This window comes from Streptomyces sp. NPDC096311 (genome assembly GCF_044763085.1).
Lineage (GTDB): Bacteria > Actinomycetota > Actinomycetes > Streptomycetales > Streptomycetaceae > Streptomyces.
The window spans coordinates 132,191-155,933 of the sequence record NZ_JBIWFN010000008.1; the positions used below are offsets into that span (position 1 = coordinate 132,191).

Below are 23,743 nucleotides of genomic sequence, written 5' to 3' on the forward strand. Positions count from 1 at the left end.
CCGTTCTGGCGGGTGCCGTGGAACGCTTGCTGTACCGACAGGAAGCGCTTGCTACGTACACATGGGTGAAGCGCTTGCCGTCTACCGTTCGAGATATCGATCGAATAGTGGTGAGATGGTCGATCAGATGGTGGTCAGATGGTGCTCGTCGGCGCTCGGGGGAGAGTGGCCCTCGCGGGCACGCTCAGCCCGCGTACGGGTCCGGCACCTTCCCCGGCCGCGCCAGGAACGCGAAGTCGCAGCCGGTGTCCGCCTGGGTGATCTGCTCGTTGTAGAGCGCCCCGTACCCGCGCTCGTACCGTTCGGGCGGCGCCGTCCACTGGGCCCTGCGCCGCTCCAACTCCGCGTCGTTCACGTTGAGCTGGAGCGACCGTGCCTCGACGTCGAGGGTGATCGTGTCCCCGGTGCGTACGAGGGCGAGCGGTCCGCCGATGTGCGACTCGGGCGCCACGTGCAGCACACAGGCGCCGTAACTCGTGCCGCTCATCCGGGCGTCGGAGATCCGCAGCATGTCCCGTACCCCCTGCTTCAGCAGATGGTCGGGGATGGGCAGCATCCCGTACTCCGGCATGCCGGGACCGCCCTTGGGCCCGGAGCCCCGCAGCACCAGCACGCTGTCGGCCGTGATGCCGAGCGAGGGGTCGTTGATGGTCCGCTGCATGGTCTTGTAGTCGTCGAAGACGACCGCGGGACCGGTGTGCTTGAGCAGCTGCGGCTCGGCGGCGATGTGCTTGATGACGGCGCCGTCGGGGCAGAGGTTGCCGCGCAGTACCGCGACTCCGCCCTCGGCCGCGACCGGGTTGTGCCGGGTGCGGATGACGTCGTCGTCGTGCACCTGGGCGCCGGCCAGCTGCTCGCGCATGCTGTCGTACGACACCGTCGGCCGGTCCAGGTGCAGCAGATCGGTGATCCGCGACAGGAACCCGGGCAGACCGCCGGCGAAGTGGAAGTCCTCCATGAGGTACTTCTGGCCGCCGGGCCGGACGTTCGCGAGCACCGGCACGGTCCGCGCGATCCGGTCGAAGTCGTCGAGCGTGAGGGTGACGCCCGCCCGGCCCGCCATGGCGATCAGATGGATCACGGCGTTGGTGGAGCCGCCGAGCCCGAGGACGGTCGTCACCGCGTCCTCGAACGCGTCCGCGGTGAGGATGTCGGACAGCTTCCGGTCCTGGCGGACGAGTTCGACGATCCTGAGGCCCGCCGCGGCCGCCATCCGGTCGTGCCCGGAGTCGACGGCGGGGATGCTGGACGCGCCGGGCACGGTCACCCCCAGCGCCTCGGCGGCGGCCGTCAGCGTGGACGCCGTACCCATGGTCATGCAGTGGCCCGGAGACCGCGCGAGCCCGCTCTCCAGCTCGGCCATCTCGCAGTCGCCGATGAGTCCGGCGCGCTTGTCGTCCCAGTACTTCCACATGTCGGTGCCGGAGCCGAGGACCTCGCTCCGCCAGTGACCGGGCAGCATGGGCCCGGCGGGCACGAAGACGGCCGGCAGGTCGACGGACGCGGCGCCCATGAGCAGGGCGGGCGTGGACTTGTCGCAGCCGCCCATCAGCACCGCGCCGTCGACGGGATACGAGCGCAGCAGTTCCTCGGTCTCCATCGCCAGCAGGTTGCGGTAGAGCATCGGGGTCGGCTTCTGGAAGGTCTCGCTGAGGGTGGAGACCGGGAACTCGAGCGGGAAGCCCCCGGCCTGCCACACACCCCGCTTCACGGCCTGGGCGCGGTCGCGCAGATGGACGTGACAGGGGTTGATGTCGGACCAGGTGTTCAGGATCGCGATGACCGGCTTGCCGAGGTGCTCCTCGGGAAGGTAGCCGAGCTGGCGGGTGCGGGCCCGGTGGCTGAAGGAGCGCAGACCCGACGAGACGCCGCTGCCGTACCACTGATGGCTCCGGAGCTCCTCGGGGCGCTTCGGCTCCCTTCCGCCCTGGCTCATATGGACCACCCCGCGGCGATGGCTGCGACTTCCGCGCGCTCGGACTCGGGCAGTTCCCTGCTCGGCGGGCGGACCTCACGGCGGCAGAGGCCCAGCGAGGCGAGGGCCTCCTTGACCACGGTGACGTTGTTGGCGGAGGTGTTCGCCGCGCGCAGCTCCTCGAAGCGGCGGATCTGCTCCCAGACCTTCATGGCGGCCGGGTAGTCACCGGCTCGAAGGGCTTCGATCATGTTCAGGGAGACGGCCGGGGCGACGTTCACGAGGCCCGAGGTGAAGCCCGTGGCGCCGGCCGAGAAGTAGGACGGGGCGTACGGTTCGGCGAGGCCCGCGACCCACACGAATCGGTCGAGCCCCGCGTCCCGGGCGAAGGCGGCGAAGCGGGCCGCGTCCGGGACGGCGTACTTCACGCCGATCACGTTCGGGCAGACGTCGGCGAGGTCGGCGAGCCGGGCGCCGGGCAGCACCGGGTTGCGGATGTAGGGCACGACGCCCAGCTCCGGCACGGCCTCGGCGATGGCCCGGTGGTAGTCGACCCAGCCGCCCTCCGAGACGTAGGGGTGCACGGGCTGATGGACCATCACCATCTGCGCCCCGAGTTCCCGGGCGTGCCGGGCGGAGGCGACGGCGGTCGGCACGTCGTGTCCGACGCCGACCAGGACGGCGGCGCGGTCGCCGGCCTCGTCGATCGTCAACTCGTTGACGAGGTTCCGCTCTTCGGGGGTCAGGGCGTAGAACTCACCGGTGTTGCCGTTCGGCGTGAGGGTGCGGATGCCGCCGTCGAGCAGCCGACGCAGCAGGGCCCGGTGGGTGTCGCCGTCGATCGTCCCGTCCTCCGTGAAGGGGGTCACGGGGATCGCCACGACCTCGGCGAGCGCCGCCCGCTGGGTCTCGTACGTCGCTGTCATTCCTGTCCAACCTCTTCCTGGGTCTCGGGGAAGGCCCGTCGCACGAACGACTCGATGTGGGCGTGCAGCGCGCGGGCCGCGCCGTCGGCGTCACCGTCCAGGGCGAGGCGCAGGATCTCCCGGTGCTCGCTGGCCTCGCGCTCCCAGGACGGGTCGGCGGCCCAGGCGACCGCCGACACGAGAGCGGCCTGGTCACGCACTTCGTCGAGCATCCGGCCGAGCAGCGGGTTGCCGCAGGAGACGTACAGGGCGCGGTGGAACTCCCGGTTGGAGAGCGAGCGTTCGGCGGTGTCGGAGGCGTCGTCGGCGCGGGTCAGCGCGTCGCGTGCGGCGTCGAGCGACGCCTGGCGCCGTACGGTCCGCCGCAGCGCCTCCGGCTCCAGCAGCAGCCGCACGTCGTACACCTCGCGCGCCATGTCCGCGTCCACCATGCGCACCGTGACGCCCTTGTACTGGTTCATCACGACGAGTCCGGTACCGGCCAGCGTCTTGAGCGCCTCGCGCACGGGCGTCTTCGACACCCCGAACTGCGCGGCGAGCTCGGTCTCGACCAGGGCCTGTCCCGGGGTCAACTGCCCGGTGAGGATGCGGTGTTTGATCCCCTCCAGCACGAATTGCGTGCGGGACGGGATCGGAATGGGCACAGAGGTCATGCGCGCCTCTCGGATCTGTATCTGATCTCGTGTATCGCGTCTCATATATGACGTACGAAGTACGACGCGTTGAAGGTAGGAGCACAGCCGTATTTCGTCAACGCTTCCCACAAAAGAAGTTGGGGTGACCAAGGAGGTCCGGACCGCCGGACGTTCCGTGCGCGGTGTTCGCTTTCGCGATGCAAGTCGGCGTCCGCCTCGCGGAGGAACGCGAGAACTCCCCCCTCACACTTGGCCGGCGGCCCGTGCGTACTCGGCCCGCGGGCCGTACGCCTCGATGTGGTGCCCGATCAGATCGCGCACGGCACTTCAGGAACCCGTATGCCTCCGCAACTCGGCGAAGGTGTCGAACATCCACGTTCCGGCAGCCCGCTTCGGCGGGATCCATGGCCGCCGGCGAGGCCGGGCTACGGCTTCCAGCCGGGGTCGCGGCCGCTGAGGCCGATCACGCGGTCGAGGAGGGGCGCATCGTCGGGCACCGGCACCACGGGGCCGAACATGCCCTCGCCCGGACCGGAGTTCTCGGCCGCGGCGGCGAGGAAGCCGTACGCCGCTCGCAGCGCGACCTCGTCGGACTCGTACTCCTGGCCGGTGGCCCGGGCCAGATCCCAGCCGCGTACACGGCCGTCCAGCGCGCGACTCCGGCCCCGCTCCTCGGCCGCGCCTCCGCCACCGCGAACACCTTGATGTACGCCCCGAACGCGCTCGGGCTGGCCGTCGGCGCGGGGCTGATCGAACTGGTCGACTACCGGCCCCTGCTCCTCACCCTCGGGCTGACCCGCCCGCTCACCCTGCCCCCGCTCCTCCGACGCCGGACGACCCGAGGCTCACAGGGCCCCGGGCTCCGGACTCAGGCCGGCCCCGTCAACACCGCGCGCACGGCGTCCAGATCCCCGTCCGAAGCCAACCCCGCGTGATACAGCCGCAGTTCGGTCGCGCCCGCCGAAGCCGCCCGCGCCGCGTCGCCCGCCAAGGTGCCCGGACTGCCTCCCATCCCCGACACGACCGTGAAGTTGGCCGCCAGTACGGCCGCGTCCCGCCCCTGTTCCGCGAACGGCGTCAGCGGGCCCACCCCACCCGTGCACGGCACCACCACCCCGTCCGCCACGGACAGAATGTGCCCGGGATCGACCCCGGCGTTCGCCCCACAGTGGTAGGACACGGGATCGGCGTGCAGCAACACCTGGAAGCCGGCCGGCGCCGCCGCCCGCACCGCCGCGACCACCGTCTCCTGGAGCGAACGGGCCACGCCCTCACGCCACACGCGCGTGGCGGCCGCCGTCTCACCCCCGAGCAGCTTCTCGACCACCGGCCAGCCGCCCTCCGACGGCACGTCCCCCCGCCACACCGGCTCCAGCGCCTCCCGGACGGCCGAAGCCAGGTCGTCCGCGTCGAGCCCGTATCCCCCGTACCCCGCCCGGCAGGCCGCGCAGAAGCACAGTGACATCAGGTACTGGCCGGCGTCCCCGAGTCCCACCCCGCCGATCTTGTCGTGCGCGTGCAGATGCGTGAGGCCGTACCAGCCGAGCGACTCCAGCTCCGTACCCAGTGCCCCGGGCCGCACCGCCGCCTCCACCGCGAGGTCGACGAGGTACGCCCGCGTGTCGGCCCGCGCGATGCACGGCGCCCACGCATAGCGGTCCCCGTAGGCGTTGACGACGGAGGTGTACGGATGCTCGGCACCCATCCGGGAGTTGTGCGCGAGGACCACCCACGTGTGGACGTCAAGGCCGGCCTCCGCGAGCGCGCCGGCCGCCTCCCCGTACGCGTCCCCGGGCGCCCACTCCCCGGCGGCGTACGGCCGCAGCGCGCGGCCCTCCCACCGTGCGTCGTCGACGGGGAACAGGACGGCGGCGTGCGCTGCCGTCACGATCCGGTGCCGAGGGTGGCGGGGGGTCAGCGCGCGCGTGGAGTGGTACGCGGAGGCGAGCGTCGCCTGCCGCACCCCGAGCCCGGCGATCCGCTCGGCCGCCCCCGGATCCCCGAGGACGTCCCACGGATAGACGAAAGCGGACGCCTTCACTCGCCCTCCCCCAGCCGTCCTTCTGCCTCGGGTCCCTCGAGCGCTCCCTCAGGCCCCTCGAGCGGCTCCAGCAGCGCGTACCCCCGCTCGATCAGCTGCGCGAGCTGCTTCACATGGTCCTCGGTCGGCTCGTGCAGCGGCGGCCGTACCTCACCCACGTCCAGCCCTCGCAGCCGCACCCCCGCCTTGACCAGGGAGACCGCGTATCCGCGGCCGTGGGCCCGCAGGTCGACGAAGGGGCGGTAGAAGCCGTCCAGCAGCCGGTTCGCCGTCTCGTCGTCGCCCGAGTTGAACGCCGCGTGGAACGCCAGGGCGATCTCGGGTGCGAAGCAGAAGACCGCCGACGAGTACAGCGTGATGCCGATGCCCCGGTACGCGAGCCCCGTCAGCTCGGCGGTCGGCAGCCCGTTGAAGTACAGGAAGTCACCGGGGACCTCGCTGCGCACGGCGCTCACGATCCGCTGCATCAGGTCGAGGTCGCCCACCCCGTCCTTGAAGCCGATGATCCCTTCGGTGCGGGCGAGTTCGACCACGGTCTCGGGCGTGAACACGGCGTTGTCGCGCTGGTAGACCACGATGTCCAGCGAGGTGGCGGCGGCGAGTTCCCGGTAGTGCCGCAGGAGCCCCTCCTGCCCCGCCACCACCAGATACGGCGGCATCGCGAGCAGCCCGTCGGCCCCGGCCTCCTCGGCGAGCGTGGCGAACCGTACGGCGAGCGCGGTCCCGTACCCGGCGCCCGCGACGACCGGAACCCGCCCGGCCGTCTCCTCCACGGCCGCCCGCACGCAGTCCTGGAACTCCTCGGGCGTGAGCGCGTGGAACTCCCCGGTGCCGCAGCAGGCGAAGACGGCGGCGGCACCCGCCTCGACACCGCGCCGCACGTGCGCGCGGTAGGTGTCGAGATCGAGGGCACCGTCGGGGCCGTACGCCGTGACGGGGAAGAACAGCGGCCCGCTGGGGACGCTGAGCCGAGCGGCAAGGGGGGCTGACGTCACGGACTCTCCCTGGGGCAGGTGCTCACGCACACAACAGCGGGTGCATGTTTCTGATCCATGTCCATATTTCTGAACGCCACCACGCTAAAGCGCGACCTTGGGGCCGGTCAAGCGCGCAAACCCGCGACACAGCAGCGGATTCGCCACCTCCGCGCGACACTTGACGCAGCAGGTCGGGGCTCCTTAGCGTGTCCATGGATGTGAATGCCGTACACGAATACGGCCACTCACGTGGCCGTGAGGAGAAACCCGCATGCCCGCTCCCCGCACCGTTCTGCTCACCGGCGCCGCCGGCGGACTTGGCACCCTGATGCGGGGGCTGCTGCCGGACTACGGCTACGAGCTGCGCCTCCTCGACCTGCTGCCCGTCGAGGGCGAGCCGGACGCGCTCACCGCGGACCTCGCGGACAAGGCCGCCCTGCGCGAGGCCGTGCGAGGCGTCGACGCGATCATCCACCTCGCGGGCATCTCCCTGGAAGCCTCCTTCGACAAGATCCTCAAGGCGAACATCGAGGGGACGTACAACCTGTACGAGGCGGCGCGCGAAGAGGGCGTACGACGCATCGTCTTCGCCTCCTCCAACCACGCCGTCGGCTTCACCCCGCGCCCCCGGGGCGAGGCCCCCTTCAGCGACGGCGCCCTGATCCCCATCGACACCCCGCACCGCCCGGACACCTTCTACGGGCTCTCCAAGTCCTTCGGCGAGGACCTGGCGCAGTTCTACTGGGACAAGCACGGCCTGGAAACGGTCTCGGTCCGCATCGGCTCCTGCTTCGCGGAGCCCACCAGCGTGCGCATGCTCTCCGTCTGGATGAGCCCCGAGGACGGCGCCCGTCTCTTCCACGCGGCGCTGACCGCCGAGGACGTAGGGCACACGGTCGTCTACGGCTCCTCCGCCAACACCCGGCTGTGGTGGGACCTCTCGACGGCCCGGGCGCTGGGCTACGAGCCGCGCGACGACTCCGAGCCGTACGCCGAGAAGCTCATCGCCGAACAGGGCGAACTCGACCCGGCCAACCCGGACCACGCGCACCTGGGCGGCCACTTCACGACGCATCCGCCGATCTGGCCGTACTGACGACCGGGCGACCGTATTGACGACCAGGCGACCGGACTGACGACCAAACGGCCGTATTGACGACCGGACGACCGCACTGACGACCGGACGGCGGCCGGAGCGACGACCGGGCGGCCGGAAGACGACCCTGCGGCAAGGGCGCGAGAGGGCGGGCGGGCACCGAACGGGCCCGCCCGCCGCCGTGTTCGGGCACGAACCCTGCCCGATCCCACCCCGCCCACCGCCGCGCCCCAGGTCCGGCACGGGCGCCCGCCCCGCCAAACGGTCACAGCCGGGCACCATCGGTCACGCAACAGGCCTGGTCAGTGCCGCGCACCCGCTGTAGAACTTCCCCCAAGGCCCACACCGGGCCCGAACGGGCAGTACGCACAGGACGCAGGGAGCAGGTGTCGGCCATGACCGCGGAAGAACGCCAGCGGGAGATCGTCAGGGCCGCACGCCGTACCGGCGCGGTCGACGTCACCGCGCTCGCCGCCGAACTGGGCGTCGCCAAGGAGACCGTACGGCGCGACCTGCGCGCCCTGGAGGACCACGGCCTGGTCCGCCGCACCCACGGCGGCGCCTACCCCGTGGAGAGCGCCGGGTTCGAGACGACGCTCGCCTTCCGCGCCACCAGCCACGTACCCGAGAAGCGCCGGATCGCGAGCGCCGCGGCCGAGCTGCTCGGGGACGCCGAGACCGTGTTCATCGACGAGGGGTTCACCCCGCAGCTCATCGCCGAGGCACTCCCCAAGGACCGGCCACTGACCGTGGTCACCGCCTCCCTGGCCACGGCGGGCGCGCTCGCCGAGGCCGACCACACCAGCGTCCTGCTGCTCGGCGGCCGGGTCCGCCCCGGCACACTCGCGACCGTGGACCACTGGACGACGAAGATGCTCGCCGGCTTCGTCATCGACCTGGCGTACATCGGCGCCAACGGCATCTCCCGCGAACACGGCCTCACCACCCCCGACCCGGCGGTCAGCGAGGTCAAGGCCCAGGCGATCAGGGCCTCCCGGCGCACGGTCTTCGCGGGCGTGCACACCAAGTTCGGGGCGGTCAGCTTCTGCCGCTTCGCAGAGATCACCGCACTGGAAGCGATCGTCACCAGCACCCTGCTTCCGACGTCGGAGGCACACCGGTACTCCTTGCAAGGCCCCCAGGTCATCCGAGTCTGAAAACCCAACTCACCCACTACAAGGGCACAGCCACACCCAAGAACGCCCTTTATCTCCCTATACGTCCAGGAGCGATCCATGCGAACCCAGAGCCGACGGAGGCCGCGCGCACTCGCCGCGGTCGCCGCAGGGACGCTGCTCGCCCCGCTGCTCTCCGGCTGTTGGGTCGGAGCGGGCGGGTCGGGGTCGGGCGGCGACTCCATCAACGTCCTGATGGTCAACAACCCTCAGATGGTGGAGCTGCAGAAGCTCACCAAGGCGCACTTCACCAAGGAGACCGGCATCAAGGTGAACTTCACCGTGTTGCCGGAGAACGACGTCCGCGACAAGATCAGCCAGGACTTCGCCAACCAGGCCGGCCAGTACGACGTCGCCACGCTCTCCAACTACGAGATACCGATCTACGCCCGCAACGGCTGGCTGCACGACATGGACTCCTACGTACGCCAGGACAGCGGCTACGACGAGCAGGACATCCTCGCCCCCATGCGGCAGTCCCTGACGGCCGCCGACGGCAAGCTCTACGGGCAGCCGTTCTACGGAGAGTCGTCCTTCCTGATGTACCGCAAGGACGTCTTCGCCCAGAAGGGCCTGACGATGCCCGACCACCCCACCTGGGAGCAGGTGGGACAGCTGGCCGCCGAGGCCGACGGCGCCCAGTCCGGCATGAAGGGCATCTGTCTGCGCGGCCTGCCCGGCTGGGGCGAGCTCATGGCGCCCCTCACCACCGTCGTGAACACCTTCGGCGGCACCTGGTTCGACAAGGACTGGAAGGCCCGTCTCGACTCCCCCGAGTTCGAGAAGGCGACGAAGTTCTACGTGGACCTCGTACGGGGGCACGGCGAGTCCGGCGCCGCCCAGTCCGGCTTCGCCGAGTGCCTCAACAACATGACCCAGGGCAAGACCGCCATGTGGTACGACGCCACCTCCGCGGCGGGCTCGCTGGAGGCGTCCGACTCCCCGGTCAAGGGCAAGATCGGCTACGTACCCGCGCCCGTCGAGAAGACCAAGTCCTCCGGCTGGCTCTACACCTGGGCCTGGGGTCTGCAGAAGGCCTCCCACAACTCCGACAAGGCCTGGAAGTTCATCTCCTGGGCCTCGAGCAAGCAGTACGAGCAGCTGGTCGGGGACACGATCGGCTGGTCCAACGTGCCGGCCGGCAAGCGCGCCTCCACCTACACGAACGCCGCGTACACCAAGGAGGCCGCCGCCTTCCAGGAGATGACCCGCGAGGCCATCGAGGGCGCCCGGCCGCGTGACCCGGGCGTGCAGCCGCGCCCCGCGCCCGGCATCCAGTTCGTCGGCATCCCCGAGTTCACCGACCTCGGCACCAAGGTCTCGCAGGAGATCAGCGCGGCCATCGCCGGACGCCAGTCCGTCGACTCGGCCCTGAAGAAGTCCCAGAAACTCGCCGAGAAGATCTCCAAGGAGTACGAGGGACGATGACCGCCACGACAACGGCCCCCGTGGCCGCCACTCCGGTACGCAGCCTGGGAAAGCCGTCCAACCGGCTGCGCACCTGGGCCACCCGCGCCCCGCTGCTCCCCGCCCTGATCTTCATGGTCGCCGTGACCCAGCTCCCCTTCGTGGCCACGCTGGTGATCTCCTTCTTCGACTGGAACGCGCTCTACCCCAAGGCCCGCCACTTCACCGGCCTCTCCAACTACTCGGACGTCCTGACCGACCCCGACCTGCGTCACTCCGTCTGGACGACGATCCTTCTGACGGCGGCCGTGGTCGTCGCAAGTCTGGTCATCGGCCTGGGTCTGGCCCTGCTCCTGGACCGCAGGTTCCGCGGCCGTGGCATCGTCAGAACGCTCCTCATCGCCCCCTTCCTGGTGGTCCCGGTGGCCGCGGCCCTGCTCTGGAAGCACGTGCTGTACAACCCGGAGTACGGCCTGCTCAACGGATTGCTGCACTACGTGGGCGGCCCCCAGCCGGACTGGATCTCGGGCACCCCGTTGCTGGCGGTCGAGGCCTCCCTGGTCTGGCAGTGGACGCCGTTCATGATGCTGATCCTCCTGGCCGGCCTGCAGAGCCGCGACCAGCAGCAGATCGAGGCCGCCCGGGTGGACGGCGCGAGCGACTGGCAGGTCTTCCGCCACCTCACCCTCCCCCACCTGCGCCGCTACCTCGAACTGGGCGCCCTGCTGGGCTCGATCTACATCGTCCAGAACTTCGACGCGGTCTTCACCCTCACGTCCGGCGGCCTGGGGACGGCGAACCTCCCCTACACCGTCTACCAGAGCTTCTACCAGGCCCACGAGAACGGCCTCGCCTCCGCCGCGGGCGTCCTGGTCGTCATCGGTTCGATCATCATCGCGACCTTCGCCCTGCGCGTGGTCTCGTCCCTGTTCCGCGAGGAGGTGTCCCGCGCATGAGCGCCACCACGATCCGCGTACGACCCCGGCGTGCCCGGGGAACGGGCCTGGGCCTGCTGGCCTGGCTGCTCGGTGTGCTGTTCTTCCTGCCCATCGCATGGATGGCCCTCACGTCGTTCCACTCGGAGTCGGACGCGGCGACCAACCCGCCGTCCTTCGGAGCCGCCCTCACCCTCGACGGCTACCGGGACTTCTTCGGCACGGGCGGCGGCGCGAGCCCCTGGCCCGCGCTGCTCAACTCGACGGTGGCCTCGGTGGTCTCCACCCTCTGCGTCCTCCTGCTGGCCTTCCCGGCGGCGTACGCACTCTCCATCCGCCCGGTGAAGAAGTGGACGGACGTCCTGTTCTTCTTCCTGTCGACGAAGATGCTGCCGGTGGTGGCGGGCCTCCTCCCGATCTACCTCTTCGCGAAGAACACCGGAATGCTGGACAACATCTGGCTCCTGGTCATCCTCTACACCTCCATGAACCTGCCGATCGCGGTGTGGATGATGCAGTCTTTCCTCGCCGAGGTACCGGTGGCGGTGATCGAGGCGGCCCAGATCGACGGCGCGAAACTGCCGACGATCCTGGCCCGGGTCGTAGCCCCCATAGCCCTCCCCGGCATCGCGGCCACGGCCCTGATCTGCTTCATCTTCAGCTGGAACGAACTGCTGTTCGCCCGTGTGCTGACCGGTGTGGTCGCCGAGACGGCCCCCGTCTTCCTGACCGGCTTCATCACCAGCCAGGGCCTGTTCCTGGCCAAGGTGTGCGCCGCGTCGCTCGTCATCTCCCTGCCGGTGCTCGCCGCGGGGTTCGCCGCCCAGGACAAGCTGGTCCAGGGTCTGTCCTTGGGAGCCGTCAAATGAAGGCCGCCGTCATCGAGTCCGTGGGCCGCGCCGTCGTCACCGAGGTCCCGGACCCGACGCCGGGCCCCCGCGAGGTTGTCGTCGAGGTCGCCGCCTGCGGGCTGTGCGGCACGGACCTGCACATCCTCCAGGGTGAGTTCGCGCCGAAGCTGCCGATCGTGCCCGGGCACGAGTTCGCCGGCGAGGTGGTCGGGGTCGGCGCCCAGGTCACGGAGATCTCGATCGGCGACCGCGTGGCGGTGGACCCCTCCCTCTACTGCTACGAGTGCCGCTACTGCCGTACGGGCCACAACAACCTCTGCGAACGCTGGGCCGCGATCGGCGTGACGACGGCCGGGGGTGCCGCCCAGTACGCGACCGCCCCCGTCGCCAACTGCGTCAAACTCCCGGATCACATCCGCACCCAGGACGCGGCCCTCGTCGAACCGCTCTCCTGCGCGGTACGCGGCTACGACGTCCTGCGCTCCCGTCTCGGCTCCCATGTCCTGATCTACGGCTCCGGGACGATGGGCCTGATGATGCTGGAGCTCGCCAAGCGCACCGGTGCGGCGAGCGTGGACGTGGTGGACCTGAACGCGGCCCGACTGGAGACGGCACGCACACTCGGTGTCTCGGGGTCGGCGGCGAACGCCGACGAGCTGGACCGCCCCCAGGGCTGGGACGTGGTCATCGACGCGACCGGCAACGCGGCGGCCATCCAGGACGGCCTGGACCGGGTGGCCAAGGCGGGCACGTTCCTCCAGTTCGGGGTCGCCGACTACGCCACCCGCGTGACGATCGACCCGTACCGCATCTACAACCAGGAGATCACCATCACCGGTTCGATGGCGGTGTTGCACAGCTTCGAGCGGGCGGCGGAGCTGTTCGCCACCGGCGTGCTCGATCCGGAGATCTTCATCAGCGACCGGATCGAGCTGGAGCGGTATCCGCAGGCGCTGGAGCAGTTCGCGGCCGGGGTGGGCAGGAAGATCGTGGTGGTTCCGTAGTCCACGGGAGGGGTTCCGGGCCGGGGATTTCCGTGCTGGGCCAATTGGCCGCTTGGTAAGGGAACGGCAAAATGGTCTCGCTCGTTCACGAGTCATGACAGCTATGACCCCCGGCTCGAACATCCCTCTCTCCGCCGCGCGCGTGACGGTGGACGTCGCCGCCCCCGTGCGGCTCGACGTATCGGGCCTGCTGCTCACCGCCGACGGCAAGGTGCGCTCCGACGACGACTTCATCTTCTACAACCAGCCGACGGGACCGGGCGTGACGTACCGCTCGGGCGGCGGTGCGGCCCCCGACGCGATCACCGTCGACACCGGCGCCGTCCCGCCCGGCATCGAGAAGATCGTGGTGACCGCGAGCCCGGACGCCGCGGGCCAGACCTTCCAGGGCATCGAACCGACGGCCACGATCCGCAACGCGGACGACAACAGCGTCCTGGGCTCGTTCACGCCCCCGCAGCTCGGCACCGAGACGGCACTGGTGGTCGTGGAGATCTACCTCCGCAACGGCGCCTGGAAGGCCCGCGCGGTCGGCCAGGGGTACGCGAACGGCCTCGCGGGCATCGCCACGGACTTCGGCGTCTCGGTGGAGGAACCGGCCCCGGCGCCCGCCCCTGTCGCCGCGCCCGCCCCGCCGGTGCAGGCCCCGGTGGCACCTCCGGCCCCGCCGGTCGCGGTGACTCCCGCACCTCCCGCCGCGCCCCCGGCCCCGCCCGCCGCACCGCCGATCGGCGCCGGGAAGATCAACCTCGACAAGGGCCGCGTCAGCCTCCAGAAGAACCAGACCGTCTCCCTGGTCAAGGGCGGCCGTCCGCTGCTCTCCCAGGTCAAGATGGGCCTCGGCTGGGAGCCGGCGTACCGCGGCAAGGACATCGACCTGGACGCCTCGGTCATCGCGTACGGCCCGCAGCGCAACCACATCGACAGCTGCTACTTCGGCAAGCTGTCCATCATCAACGGCGCGATCAAGCACTCCGGCGACAACCTCACGGGCGAGGGCGGCGGTGACGACGAGGTGATCGTGGTCGACCTCGGCCGCCTCCCCCAGGACGTCACCGGCCTGGTCTTCACGGTCAACTCCTTCTCCGGCCAGAAGTTCACCGAGGTCGCCAAGGCGTACTGCCGCCTGCTGGACGCCGCCACCGGCGAGGAACTGGTCCGCTTCGACCTCACCAACGCCGAGGCCCAGACCGGCGTGATGATGGCCAAGATGATCAAGCAGTTCTCCGGCGAGTGGGAGATGACGGCGATGGGCGACTTCGTGAAGTCCCGCACGGTCCGCGGCATGGTGAAGCCCGCGGCCCAGTCCCTCTGACCCACAGCCGCCCACCCTCCGAAGGGGCCGTGGCGGTACGTCGCAAGCCCGTCGCTCACGTCCGGACCGAGCAGCGGCTCCCCTGCCCGGCCCACGTCTGATCCAGCGGCGACGGGCCCTGCGTACCGGCACGGCCCCGACCCACCCACCGGCGGACAGCGCACGCCGGACCGCGCACGGCCCAAGAACCCGCCGCTACGGCCGCAGCCCGTCCGTCAGCAGGGAGAGATACCGGCGGATCTGCTTGCCCTGGCCGTTCGCCAGCTCCGAGGCCGTGGCAACCCCGTGGGCCAGCCGTAGCACCTCGATCGGCTCGATGTCCTGACGGAGGGTCCCCTCCCGCTGCGCCGCCTCGACCAGCCGCTGCGCCGCCCCCTTCATGGAGGTGCCGCAGGCCGTGAGCGCGGCCCTGCTGCCGTCCGTGACGGCCGAGCCCAGCAGCGCTTTCATTCCTCGTACCTGGATCGTGCCGACGCACAGCTCGTAGAGCCACTCCGCCAGCGCCTCGCCCGGGGGCAGCTCCTTCGCGATCTCGTCGGCTCGCGCCCCGAGCGCCTCGATCCGGTCGACGTACGCCGCCTCCAGCAGCGCCTGCCGCGTCGGGAAGTGCCGGTACAGCGTGCCGGACCCGACGCCCGCCCGCTTGGCGATGTCGTCGAGCGACGCGCCTTCGCCGTGCTCGGCGAACGCCTCGGCCGCCACCTTCAGCAACCGCTCGTAGTTGCGCCGAGCGTCCGCGCGCATGGGCTTGACCTGCGTCATTCAGCTACTCCTTGCGAACCGGGGACACCCTCCGTATCTTAGCGAGGGCTAAACGGAGACAGTCCCCGCTTATCTCGCGGGCAGTCCGTGCTGCCCGTACGCACCTTCGTCCGGGGACGCCAGACCGGGAGAACACCGTGTCCACCTCGTCCGCACCGTCCACCACCAGCGACGCTCTCTCCGCACCACCCCAACCCGCCAGGCTCGGCGCCGTCCTGTTCGTCATCGTCACCGCCTACCTGATGGTCGGCGTGGACGCCCCCGTCTGATCATCCGTTTCGGAGTGCCCCAGAAGCAGGCGCGGGTCCACTTTCCCTTCGACCAGCAGGTCAGGCAAGGGAACCTCATTCGACGGTTCGGGGACGGGCACCGACTCCACCCCTTCGAGCACCGCAGCCACGCGCGCCCAGGTTCCGTCCTCCTCCCAGCGGAGCCAACGCTTCATCAACGACCGGCCCGTTCCCCTCGACAGGACTCCTCCTGCCGTGGTCCAGGTGGAGGCATCACGGCCCTTGCGGAGGATGGCTTCAACGCATTCCCTCGGCTGGAGGTCGGTCGACTTCCCGGAGCCCCTCCCGGTTTTCTTGACGAGCGGCGCAATCCGTTCCCAGCGCTCATCCGTGACCTCTACGGGAATTTCGAGACCCTTGCCCTTGAACCAAGTCCCCACCGAGCACTCAAGCTGGGCTTTCCTCAGCGACACAGGGCTCAAAATCGTCACCATGATGTCCGCCAGGTCGACGAAGTCAGCCTTACTTTCCTGCGGCATGTTCGGCATTTCCACTTGCGCCATTTCCGCAAGGGCTCGCAGATCCCGAGCGTGCTGCTCATCCGCTTCCGTCTCAGCCTGCCATTCGATTGCCTCTTGCCGCAGCTTCTTCAGACGAGCCATTTCTTCGCGAAGAGGGCTTACAGCTTCAGAAAGCATCTCCTGAGTCTCCTCGTCACCCAGCTCCATCACGGCCGCTTGAAGTGACGAGGAACGCATGACTGTCGCAATTGCCTTCTGCTGCACAGTGATTTGCCTGTCGAGTTCCTCGATGCGTTCCTCGTGTCCACTCTGAGCCCCGAGAGTTACATCAACCCAGTCAGCGGCCAAGCTCCGCAATTCCTCGGGATCTCCCAGAATCTTGGCCACCCGCCCCCAGACGTCAGCCTCAATCCGATCGGCATCAATCTGACTGCACTCACAAGTCCCTGCATGCGCAAACTTTTCATGCTTGGCCGAACAGACGTAAGTGCGAACCCCGGTGGACGATTGCACGGTCCCGACGTAATGGCCACCGCAGAGACTCTTGATTCGTCGCGAAAGGGGGTAGATCTGCGCCTCAGACTTGGCGGCACGACGCTTGGCGAGTCTCTTTGCAGCCTTCACAAGCTCTTTCGTCTGCTCATCACTGAAAGGCCGTTCCAACGTGATGGTGACCGTGGGCCCGTACATGGGGTTTCCGTCCCTGTCGAGCTTGGTCCCCCTCCCGGTCGATGAGGTCGCGGATTCGGGATCCCTGAATACTTGAATCCCTTCAAGCACGGCACGGGACATGAGACGGGACTTCAGATTGTCCCGCGACCACGGCGTACCGGATCGGGTGAGCAGCCCTTCCACATTGAGCCGTCCCGCCGCCTTGGTCCAGTTCATACCGTCGTCAACGATCAGAGAACGGGCGCGACGCAGCGTAACGGCTTCCCCTTTAAGGAATCCATCTTCCTCATAGACATCGAGAATCAGGCGGCTTTCGCCCTTCTTCCCCTGATGCTCAACACGCCATCCGTAAGGGACGTTCCCGCCTGTGTAGCCGCCCTCTTCCGCCTTCTCCTGGAGGCCGCCCTGCGTTCGGTCCCGGATTACCTCACGCTGTTCTTCGGCATAGTCGGCATCCCTGCGCATCTTCTTTCGCCCGTCGGCGGTTGTGTTGTCGTAGTCCCCCTTGACCACGGCAACACAGACACCAAGATCTTCCAACTCCCAGACCCAGCGCCAGAATGCTCGACCCGTGCGGCCGATCGCACGGCCTTCAGCAACGACCACGACGTCAAAGGGGCGCGGGGTCTGACGCACGTCCTCCATGAGGCGTTTCAGGTCGTCCCGCTCATGCGCTTCGAGGCTTCCACTCACCCCCTCGTCAGCGTAGGTGCCGACGTGAAGCCATCCCTTCTTCTGCACGTGACGCGCGGTCTTCTTGCCGGTGTAGGCGATGCCGTACCCCTTGGCCTGCTCCTCGGTCGACACTCTGAGGTAGTCGACGGCACGGAGCTGTGGGCCCTTGACGGCCGTGTCCGCAACGTCAATTGCGGACGTGAGAGTATGCGTCATGTCAGTCCCTTCACGACTGGCAGGCCAACCTCACGGTGGGCCGGACCCCGGCAGCGTTCCCGCGCTGCCGGGGTCCTCCTTTGTGATCTCAGCCTAACTCCGCGATGTCCGGGTGTACGGAGAATCCGGATCGTCAAGTCGTCTTTTTAGGTTGCGAGTTATCTCTCTCGGCCAATACACGGCCGAAGAGTATTCGCGCCAGGCGTCTCCGCTCCGCAGGACCCCACTCAGCCGCATGCCAGACTTCCGTAACGGTAGAACCGTCGGCACGGCGCTCCGTCTTCCGCCGGGTCACGCCTCCCACCCCCGCTCGGCCACTGCCCCACGGGCGAGTTCGCGACTGGTGGCGAGGTCTTCGGCGATTCCGGCGGCGAGTTGGGCAGCGCCCGGGGTGTGACCGGACCCGACATAGTGCCAGGCCGATTCCGTGACGGTGTCCGGGTCATCCACCGTCGTTCCGGCGGAGGCGCGCAGGTGATCGGCGCGGTCGGCCCGCAGCGCGGCGTAAGTGGTGGAGTAGCGGCGGGATTTGGTGAGGATATGGCCCCGGTAGCCGAGGCTGTGCGCCCAGGTACGCAGCCGGAGGTGTCCAAGCTCCACCAGACCGCCCAGGCGCCAACAGGCACCCATCAGGGCCCGTGTGTGGTTGCTGACGGCCGCCGCACGGATGTCGTCCGGAGTGGTGATGCGGTAGTCCAGTCCCGCCCCGGTTTCGGCAGCGCCCTTGCTGACGTACTTGGCCACGTAGCCCGCGACAGCCTCATCTGATAGGGCGTCAGAGTCACTGAGCGAGTGGATGGGGCGGGCGTCGAACTGGGCGCCCCAGGCGAGGCGTTCGATGCCGTAGGCGCCCGAGTCGGGCGGGGTGACGAAGCTCGACGCGGCAGCCTGCGTGACCGCCTCCAGGAGGAGCCCCGAGGTGGCCCAGACGGGCAAGGTCGAGGCGGGACCGTCCGGGCCGTCCACATCGGCTCGCTGATCGCGCTGACCGCCCTGCTGGTGTCGGCGTTCGTGATCACAGGCACGAAGCCGAAGCACACCGCTTGAGGAAACCCACCACCTAGAACAACGCGCTGTACGCGTTCAGCGCCGGCTGTCCGCCCAGGTGGGCATAGAGCACGGTGGACTCGCGTCCGATCTCCCGGCGCGCCACCAGATCCACCATCCCGGCCATCGACTTGCCCTCGTAGACGGGGTCGGTGACCATCCCCTCGGTGCGTGCCGCGAGCCGCATCGCCTCCAGCGTGGCCTCGTCCGGAATCCCGTACGTGCCCGCGTGGTACCGCTCGTCCAGCTCGACGTCCGCCTCCGTCAACTCCTTCTGTACGCCGATGAGCTGCCCGGTGCCGTGTGCGATCCGCGCGATCTGCTCCCGGGTGCGGGCGGGCGCCGCCGACGCGTCGATCCCGAGGACGCGCCGCGGCCGCCCGCCCGCCTCCTCCAGGGCCGCGAACCCGGCGACCATGCCCGCCTGGGTCGACCCGGTCACCGAGCAGACCACGACGGTGTCGAAGAAGACGTCCAACTCCGCCTCCTGCTCGGCCACTTCATAGGCCCACCCGGCGAACCCCAGGCCTCCCAGCGGATGGTCCGACGCCCCCGCCGGAATGGCATACGGCTTGCCGCCGCCCTCCTCGACCTCCCGCAGCGCCTGCTCCCAGCTCTCTTTGAAACCGATCCCGAACCCGGCCCGCACGAGCCGTACGTCGGCTCCGGCGAGGCGGCTGATGAGGATGTTGCCGACCTTGTCGTAGACGGAGTCGGGCCACTCCACCCAACTCTCCTGTACGAGCACGCACTTGAGCCCGGCGCGGGCGGCGACGGCCGCGACCTGGCGGGTGTGGTTGGACTGCACGCCACCGATCGAGACGAGCGTGTCGCAGCCCTGGGCGAGTGCGTCGGCGACGAGGTACTCCAGCTTGCGGGTCTTGTTCCCGCCGTAGGCGACACCGGAGTTGCAGTCCTCCCGCTTGGCCCACAGAGAGGCACCACCGAGGTGCTCGGTCAGGCGCTCCAGCGGATGCACGGGCGAGGGCCCGAAGAGCAGCGGGTAACGCTCGTACGAGGAAAGGGACATGGGTCGGACCCGCCTTCTCTACAGCGCCGTGTCAGGCAAGTCACCGTATCGCTCGATAATCTCCCGGGCGAAGACCAGCAAGTCACTCACCCGTTGACCGCTGGGTTGGATCGAGGTCCACAGCTCCAGGTTCTCCGGTCGGTTGTCGTCACGGATGCCGTTCTTGTGGTGCACGCTTTCGACGCGCGGTCGAAGCGGCCTACCCAGGATCTGCTCCATCACCAGTCGGTGTTCGGGAACACGCTTTCCGTTCACCCAGAAGATTCGATAGCCGTTCTGCAGACTGCCCCGAACCTCGCGACCATCAAGACCGTTCTTGCCGCGTCGCAAGCGCGTGTAGTGCAAGTGACAGTACCCACGGCCTCCGCCGTAACGCTCCCGTCCACACCCTGCATAACTGCACAGAGTGCCGCGCCGGGTCCATTCGAACTGCGTTGACGACGGTGAGCCGTACCTCTGCAAACGTCTGTAGTGCGTATTGCACAGCCCTCGCGCTTTGAGGGGCCTCGGACAACCGTCCACGCCACACGGACGGGGCGGGGAGACAACCCTCCCTGCAGGGGAACCACCACCGCTCGGATCGCCGTAAGCGAGCCAACGTTGGTAGTGCAGATTACAGTATCCCCGCCCCTTGTGCGGCCTTGAGCACTCGTCCATTTCACACAACCTGGTTGCCATTCAGATAAGTTGGCGAACTAATGCCCGTTCACTCAAGCCATGGCCAGAGCCCGTCACTACCACGCTCAAGCAGGGGAACCATCCGGAAAGCCGCGTCGGAGAGGCCCCCGAAGGTGTGCCGGTTGGCCTTCCCGGAGGGGCCGTGGCCCACCCGGTAGCCGGCCAGGTTCCAGGTGTAGACCGGGACGTGCGCCGGGACCTGCTCGGTCGGGTCGCCGTAGTGGCTGTAGGTGGCCTGCTCATCGGTGACGATGAGCACCCGGTCGTGCTTCCTGTAGTGCGCGCGCACCGCCTCGCTCGTGTTGGTGCCGCCGAGGTCACCGAAGCGCTCCAGCACCTTCAGCACCGACTCGCCCTTCTTGAACGTCACCCGGTTGCTGCTCGTGCCGAACTCGACGAGATCCGCGTCCGCCGCCCGCAGCGCGAGCGCCGTGCCGAAGATCGCCGCCGCGTCGGCCCGGTTGAGCTCCGAGCGCTCCGACAGCCGCGAGTAGAACATCGAGCCGGACCGGTCGACGAGCACGAGCGTGCGTCCGGGCAGCGCGGGCACGTTCGCCAGCGAGTGGCCGAGCGCCTGCTCCAGCGGGTACGACCAGCGCAGCGAGGGCGCGTGCTGGTACGCGGCGAGGTAGCGGAAGGGGAACTGCCGCGAGCGCGCCACCTCCGCCGGGTCGCTGATCCTGGCGGCGACCTGAGCCGCCACCTCGTCACTCACTCCCGCCTCGTCGAAGTTCCGCAGGTTGCGTACGAGCGCCATCGCGCCCATGGACGGGATGACGGCCTCCCAGGCCTCCTTGTCCATCGGGCCCTGGAGCCAGCCGGCCAGCGCCTCCCAGGTCATCCCCGCCTCGGCGAGGCGCCGCGCACCGTGCGCGCCGGTCACGACCTTGCGCCGCTTGGCGGGCCGCAGCGCCATCAGGTCGCGGTGGGCCACCACGACGGGCAGCGACTTGGGCACCACGGCCGTGTCCGGGTGGTGCCGCCGGTCGAGGGCGTACTGGAACAGGTCCCCCTGCCACGGCTTCGCCGGATCGGGCGCCGCGTGCACCAGGTTGAGGATGTCGCCGAAACGGTAGCCCTTGGCCGCCGTGTCGTACTTCAGCAGCGACTTCTCGCCGTAGAGCCGGCGTACGGCGTCGGCGATGCCCCGCTTGACGGGCTTGGGCACGTTGCGGCCGTACCGGGAGGTCCAGTAGGCGAGCAGCTCGCCGGGCTCGTCCGGGCGGCGCAGCACGGAGGCGATGACCTGGCGGTTGGCCGGGCCGTCGGTGGCGCCCGCGTCGAGGCGTGCCTTCACGTACTCGGCGGCGCCCACGAGCGAGGCCGTCCGCAGGTTGCCCTCGCCGCGCAGCCAGCCCAGCAGGGCGGCCGTCCACGAGGGGTCGGCGACGGCGAGTTCGCGCACGAGCGCGGCGAACCGGTCGTCGCGGTCGGTACGCGTCTCGTAGAACGTGTCCGCGAGGAAGTGCGCTACCGCCAGCAGAAAGAGCTCGGAGCGCGCGTCGCGCTCCTGGCCGCGGCCACCCTGGTGGGTGCGCAGCACGCGGCCGGTCGACGTCACACGGGAAGTGGGCTGCGCCTCGGCCGCCTTGGTGTTGAATCGCGCCATGATGAATTCCCCCGAATTCGTTCTACGACTTCGTCCTACGACGTGAAGCCGTGTTTCGGAGGGAGGCACAGCAAATGGAGGGGGCCCGAGTTCAGAGGTCGGCGACGGACTTAGCCAGATGCTCTACCCAATTGAGCTACACCGACCCGAGGTCGATGACGGGACTTGAACCCGCAACCGTCCGATCCAATGAAGTAACCGTTGCCTGCGCACCGGGCACCCACCATGAGCTGCGCCTCCCGAGATCAAGTCGGCGGCGGCGTGGATTCTTTGAGAGAGAAGTAGCCGCAGCCCGCGCACCGGGAGGTGCATGAAGTTGTGGTGTCCAGAGTTCAAGGCCGGCGGAACCGACGTAGGTGCTCTAACCCCTGAGCTACACCGGCGCGTTGTACCGGTGGCGGGACTCGAACCCGCGGCCGCCCCATTATCAGTGGAAGTAGGTCCTGCCTTCGCACCTGGACGTGCACCACTTTAGGAGGGCGGCCGCGGTTCGAGCCATTGAATTAACTACCCGCGCTTCTGGCGCTTCCAGGGGCCGGTGATGGCGAGCATGATGCCGGGCTCCTGGATGTTGGCGAAGAGGGTCCGGCCGTCGGGTGAGAAGGTGACGCCGGTGAACTCGCTGTAGGCCGGCTCGGCTTCGGTGCCGATGTTCAGTTCGTTGCGGGCGATCGGGTAGGTACGGCCGCTGTCGGTGGCGCCGAAGAGGTGCTGGACGCCCTCGCCGTCCTCGGCGATGACGAGGCCGCCGTAGGGGGAGACGGTGATGTTGTCGGGGCCGTCGAAGGCGCCGTCCTTGGACGGGTCGGGGTTCACGCCGAGCAGGACCTTGAGGGTCAGGGTGCGGCGCTTGGGGTCGTAGAACCAGACGGCGCCGTCGTGCTGGACGGGGCTCTCCTCGCGGGCGTACGAGGAGACGATGTACGTGCCGCCGTCGCCCCACCACATGCCTTCGAGCTTGCGGGCGCGGGTGACCTGGCCGTCGGTGAACTGCTTGCGGACGGAGACGGTCTTCGCGTCACGGTCCGGGACGTCGACCCAGTCCACGCCGTACACCGTGCCGATCTTGGTGGCGCGGGAGAGGTCGTCGATGAACCGGCCGCCGGAGTCGAAGCACTTGAAGGCCTGGAGGGCGCCGGCGTCGTCGGCGAGGGTGGCGAGCTGTCCGTGGCCGTGCTCGAAGCCCTGCGGCGGCGTCCAGCGGTAGAGGAGGCCGTTGGGGCCCGAGGCGTCCTCGGTGAGGTAGAGGCGGCCGCGCTTGGGGTCGACGACGACGGCCTCGTGGGCGTACCGGCCGAGTGCCTTGATCGGCTTGGGGTTCCGGTTGCGGCGGCGGTCGACGGGGTCGACCTCGAAGACGTAGCCGTGGTCCTTGGTCATGCCGTTCTGGCCGGCCTTGTCCTCGGTCTCCTCGCAGGTGAGCCAGGTGCCCCAAGGGGTGTTGCCGCCCGCGCAGTTGGTGGAGGTGCCCGCGACGCCGACCCATTCGGCGACCTTGTCGTGGCGCACCTCGACGACCGTGCAGCCGCCGGACGCGGCCGGGTCGTAGACCAGGCCCTCGGTGAGCGGCACGGGGTACTTCCAACTGGCGCGGGGGCCCTTGAGCTCGTGGTTGTTGACGAGGAGGGTGGCGCCGCGCGGCCCGTCGAAGGTGGAGGTGCCGTCGTGGTTGGACGGCGTGAACTCACCCGAGTCCAGCTTGGTACGGCCGCTGTAGGTGATGACGCGGTAGGAGAATCCGGCGGGCAGCGCGAGCAGGCCCTTCGGGTCGGGGACCAGCGGTCCGTAGCCGACACCGCCGTGCCGGTCCGTCGGCTTGCCGTCCTCCCCCAAGCTCTCGGTGTCGGTGGACGCGAGGGCGTTCGGAGCGGTGGCGAGGGCGCCGACACTGCCGGCCAGGACGATACCGGCGCCGGTCAGCGCGGATCGACCGGCGAAGTCCCTGCGGGTGAGCGACATGGGTGTCTCCCGTGACGGTGGAGGATGACCGTGGAGGGTGGCCGAGGGCATTGCGGCCACACCGTCC

20 protein-coding genes and 1 pseudogene are annotated in these 23,743 nt (G+C 69.2%); 8 read left to right on the forward strand and 13 right to left on the reverse strand.

The window, feature by feature from the left end:
* Positions 1 to 184: 184 nt before the first annotated feature.
* The 6 genes and pseudogenes from araD to ACIRA5_RS21625 form a co-directional block, all read right to left on the reverse strand.
* Positions 185 to 1,936: an L-arabinonate dehydratase gene (araD, locus tag ACIRA5_RS21600; protein WP_403692983.1), complete on the reverse strand. Its 1,752-nt coding sequence runs from the start codon at positions 1,934 to 1,936 to the stop codon at positions 185 to 187.
* A complete protein-coding gene (locus ACIRA5_RS21605; protein ID WP_351695886.1) occupies positions 1,933 to 2,841 on the reverse strand; it encodes a dihydrodipicolinate synthase family protein in 909 nt (302 codons plus the stop codon). Before ACIRA5_RS21605 ends, araD begins: the two co-directional genes overlap by 4 nt.
* Positions 2,838 to 3,494, reverse strand: coding sequence for a GntR family transcriptional regulator (locus tag ACIRA5_RS21610; RefSeq protein WP_099940729.1), 657 nt, complete (start codon positions 3,492 to 3,494; stop codon positions 2,838 to 2,840). The genes ACIRA5_RS21605 and ACIRA5_RS21610 overlap by 4 nt, the downstream gene beginning before the upstream one ends.
* A 407-nt stretch (positions 3,495 to 3,901) precedes the next feature.
* A pseudogene (locus tag ACIRA5_RS21615) lies at positions 3,902 to 4,114 on the reverse strand (TIGR03086 family protein); the annotation flags it as partial.
* 230 nt (positions 4,115 to 4,344) lie between these two features.
* The gene (locus ACIRA5_RS21620) at positions 4,345 to 5,517 is read right to left on the reverse strand and encodes a hypothetical protein (RefSeq protein WP_403692984.1); all 1,173 of its coding nucleotides are present in this window, start codon (positions 5,515 to 5,517) and stop codon (positions 4,345 to 4,347) included.
* A complete protein-coding gene (locus ACIRA5_RS21625; protein WP_403692986.1) occupies positions 5,514 to 6,512 on the reverse strand; it encodes a 5-dehydro-4-deoxyglucarate dehydratase in 999 nt (332 codons plus the stop codon). The genes ACIRA5_RS21620 and ACIRA5_RS21625 overlap by 4 nt, the downstream gene beginning before the upstream one ends.
* 253 nt (positions 6,513 to 6,765) lie before the next feature.
* On the opposite strand from ACIRA5_RS21625, the gene ACIRA5_RS21630 reads away from it, so the two are divergent.
* The 7 genes from ACIRA5_RS21630 to ACIRA5_RS21660 all read left to right on the forward strand — a co-directional run bounded on the left by ACIRA5_RS21630 (position 6,766) and on the right by ACIRA5_RS21660 (position 14,277).
* The gene (locus ACIRA5_RS21630) at positions 6,766 to 7,590 is read left to right on the forward strand and encodes an NAD-dependent epimerase/dehydratase family protein (protein ID WP_403692988.1); all 825 of its coding nucleotides are present in this window, start codon (positions 6,766 to 6,768) and stop codon (positions 7,588 to 7,590) included.
* 395 nt (positions 7,591 to 7,985) lie between these two features.
* Positions 7,986 to 8,747, forward strand: coding sequence for a DeoR/GlpR family DNA-binding transcription regulator (locus tag ACIRA5_RS21635; RefSeq protein WP_060902183.1), 762 nt, complete (start codon positions 7,986 to 7,988; stop codon positions 8,745 to 8,747).
* A 78-nt stretch (positions 8,748 to 8,825) separates the two neighbouring features.
* A complete protein-coding gene (locus tag ACIRA5_RS21640; protein ID WP_054232318.1) occupies positions 8,826 to 10,193 on the forward strand; it encodes a sugar ABC transporter substrate-binding protein in 1,368 nt (455 codons plus the stop codon).
* Positions 10,190 to 11,128: a carbohydrate ABC transporter permease gene (locus tag ACIRA5_RS21645; RefSeq protein WP_403692990.1), complete on the forward strand. Its 939-nt coding sequence runs from the start codon at positions 10,190 to 10,192 to the stop codon at positions 11,126 to 11,128. Before ACIRA5_RS21640 ends, ACIRA5_RS21645 begins: the two co-directional genes overlap by 4 nt.
* Positions 11,125 to 11,976 carry a carbohydrate ABC transporter permease gene (locus ACIRA5_RS21650; protein ID WP_067364318.1) on the forward strand — a complete coding sequence of 284 codons (852 nt, stop codon included), beginning with the start codon at positions 11,125 to 11,127 and terminating at the stop codon, positions 11,974 to 11,976. The genes ACIRA5_RS21645 and ACIRA5_RS21650 overlap by 4 nt, the downstream gene beginning before the upstream one ends.
* Entirely contained in the window at positions 11,973 to 12,962 is a 990-nt protein-coding gene (locus ACIRA5_RS21655; protein WP_403692992.1) for a zinc-dependent alcohol dehydrogenase family protein, read from the forward strand. The genes ACIRA5_RS21650 and ACIRA5_RS21655 overlap by 4 nt, the downstream gene beginning before the upstream one ends.
* 103 nt (positions 12,963 to 13,065) lie before the next feature.
* Positions 13,066 to 14,277, forward strand: coding sequence for a TerD family protein (locus ACIRA5_RS21660; protein ID WP_352048615.1), 1,212 nt, complete (start codon positions 13,066 to 13,068; stop codon positions 14,275 to 14,277).
* A gap of 195 nt (positions 14,278 to 14,472) precedes the next feature.
* Here the strand turns inward: ACIRA5_RS21660 and ACIRA5_RS21665 are convergent, their stop codons facing one another.
* Complete coding sequence (locus ACIRA5_RS21665; protein WP_075026204.1) at positions 14,473 to 15,039, reverse strand: TetR/AcrR family transcriptional regulator; 567 nt, start codon at positions 15,037 to 15,039, stop codon at positions 14,473 to 14,475.
* Between the two features lie 137 nt (positions 15,040 to 15,176).
* Here ACIRA5_RS21665 and ACIRA5_RS21670 point away from each other — a divergent pair, with 137 nt between their 5' ends.
* Complete coding sequence (locus ACIRA5_RS21670) at positions 15,177 to 15,308, forward strand: hypothetical protein (RefSeq protein ID WP_403692994.1); 132 nt, start codon at positions 15,177 to 15,179, stop codon at positions 15,306 to 15,308.
* Here ACIRA5_RS21670 and ACIRA5_RS21675 read toward each other — a convergent pair.
* The 6 genes from ACIRA5_RS21675 to ACIRA5_RS21700 form a co-directional block, all read right to left on the reverse strand.
* Positions 15,275 to 17,353, reverse strand: a complete 2,079-nt coding sequence (locus tag ACIRA5_RS21675) for a recombinase family protein (RefSeq protein ID WP_403692996.1) — start codon at positions 17,351 to 17,353, stop codon at positions 15,275 to 15,277. The genes ACIRA5_RS21670 and ACIRA5_RS21675 overlap by 34 nt on opposite strands.
* A gap of 291 nt (positions 17,354 to 17,644) precedes the next feature.
* On the reverse strand, positions 17,645 to 18,319 hold the full coding sequence (locus tag ACIRA5_RS21680; protein ID WP_403692997.1) for a replication initiator: 675 nt from the start codon (positions 18,317 to 18,319) through the stop codon (positions 17,645 to 17,647).
* Between the two features lie 94 nt (positions 18,320 to 18,413).
* Entirely contained in the window at positions 18,414 to 19,430 is a 1,017-nt protein-coding gene (locus ACIRA5_RS21685) for a 1-aminocyclopropane-1-carboxylate deaminase (protein ID WP_403692999.1), read from the reverse strand.
* 18 nt (positions 19,431 to 19,448) lie between these two features.
* Positions 19,449 to 19,775, reverse strand: a complete 327-nt coding sequence (locus ACIRA5_RS21690; RefSeq protein WP_403693001.1) for an HNH endonuclease — start codon at positions 19,773 to 19,775, stop codon at positions 19,449 to 19,451.
* Between the two features lie 361 nt (positions 19,776 to 20,136).
* Positions 20,137 to 21,717: a TROVE domain-containing protein gene (locus ACIRA5_RS21695; RefSeq protein WP_403693003.1), complete on the reverse strand. Its 1,581-nt coding sequence runs from the start codon at positions 21,715 to 21,717 to the stop codon at positions 20,137 to 20,139.
* Between the two features lie 507 nt (positions 21,718 to 22,224).
* Entirely contained in the window at positions 22,225 to 23,676 is a 1,452-nt protein-coding gene (locus tag ACIRA5_RS21700; protein ID WP_403693004.1) for an alkaline phosphatase PhoX, read from the reverse strand.
* Positions 23,677 to 23,743 lie beyond the last annotated feature (67 nt).